General features: G+C 38.1%; 1 protein-coding gene. It reads right to left on the bottom strand.

What is annotated here, in order from left to right; translation table 11 throughout:
* Positions 1-1,064 (bottom strand): IS3-like element ISAba21 family transposase gene (locus ACXM0J_RS18780; protein WP_144619002.1). Its coding sequence is split into 2 segments (ribosomal slippage), with 1,065 coding nucleotides annotated over them: positions 1-806 and positions 806-1,064; the frame shifts between segments, so codons are not numbered across the junction. This gene is flagged as partial in the annotation.
* Between the last annotated feature and the right edge of the window lie 66 nt (positions 1,065-1,130).

The following is a 1,130-nucleotide window of genomic DNA, read 5'->3' as shown; positions in this document are numbered from 1 at the left end:
TGTAATATCTGCTTTAGCTTCATCTCTGGTTTTATAGTTGCAATGATGCACTAATTCATTCTTGAGTATGCCCCAGAAACTTTCAATCGGTGCATTATCGTAACAGTCCCCACGTTTGCTCATTGAACCTTGAAAATCACATTTTTCCAGTATCTTTCGATATTCATGGCTGCAATATTGGCTGCCTCTGTCCGAATGAATAATTAAGCCTTTCGTTGGTTTTTGATTACGAATCGCCATAGTCAGTGCATTGCAAACAAGTTGTGCGGTCATACGCTCATTTAAGCTATAGCCAACCACTTGTTTCGTGTACAGGTCTTTTACTGCTGCCAAGTATAACCAACCTTCAGCAGTCCAAATGTATGTAATATCGCTTGACCATGCAAGATTGGGCTTAGTCATTGAAAACTGTTGCTCTAGTAAATTTGCGTAGATCGCTCGATTATGATCACTCTTCGTAGTTCTTTTGAAACGCTTATGACGCTTACAATACAGCTGGTTGAGCTTTTTTATTTGACGTACAGCATACGTACTGATTTTGATACCTTGCGCTTGTAAATGCTTAGTTAATCGAATATAGCCATAGCTTTGTTTAGTTTCCTCATGAGCTATTTTGACCAAAATTGTCTGTTGATTTCGCTGAACCAATCTTTTATTCATGCCTCGTTTTAGCCAATCATAAAATCGTGACACTGAAACGTGAAGTAATCTAGCCATAAAGCTAATCGGGAATAAATATCTTTGCTGTTTCATATAGGCGTACCTTACTGACTTTCTTTCGCAAAGTACGCTGCTGCCTTTTTTAGAAATTCACGTTCCATTTCAGCTGTTTTGAGCTGTTGTTTGAGCTTTTTATTTTCTTCGAGTAAGGCATTTAGATCAGGTGAATATTGTTTAGTGCCTGCTAAGGTGCCAGTCTTTGCTTTATTATTCCAATTTGAAAGAGTTTGCATTGAAATGCCAAGTTGTCTGGCTGTTTCCGATACATTGCCTTGATTGGCTTCAATCAATTTTATTGCTTCAACTTTAAATTCTGCGGTGTAAGTCTTCTGTTTCTTGCTCATGGTAAACTCCTGATGAGTGTCTATAGTTTACCAAGTTAAAACCTCCTGTTTTCTCAGCACACATCA

It is taken from the genome of Acinetobacter sp. GRABPA_MV_2, from assembly GCF_056725885.1.
The sequence above is the reverse complement of the archived record's forward strand: the minus strand, read 5'-3'. Positions and strand labels throughout refer to the sequence as shown.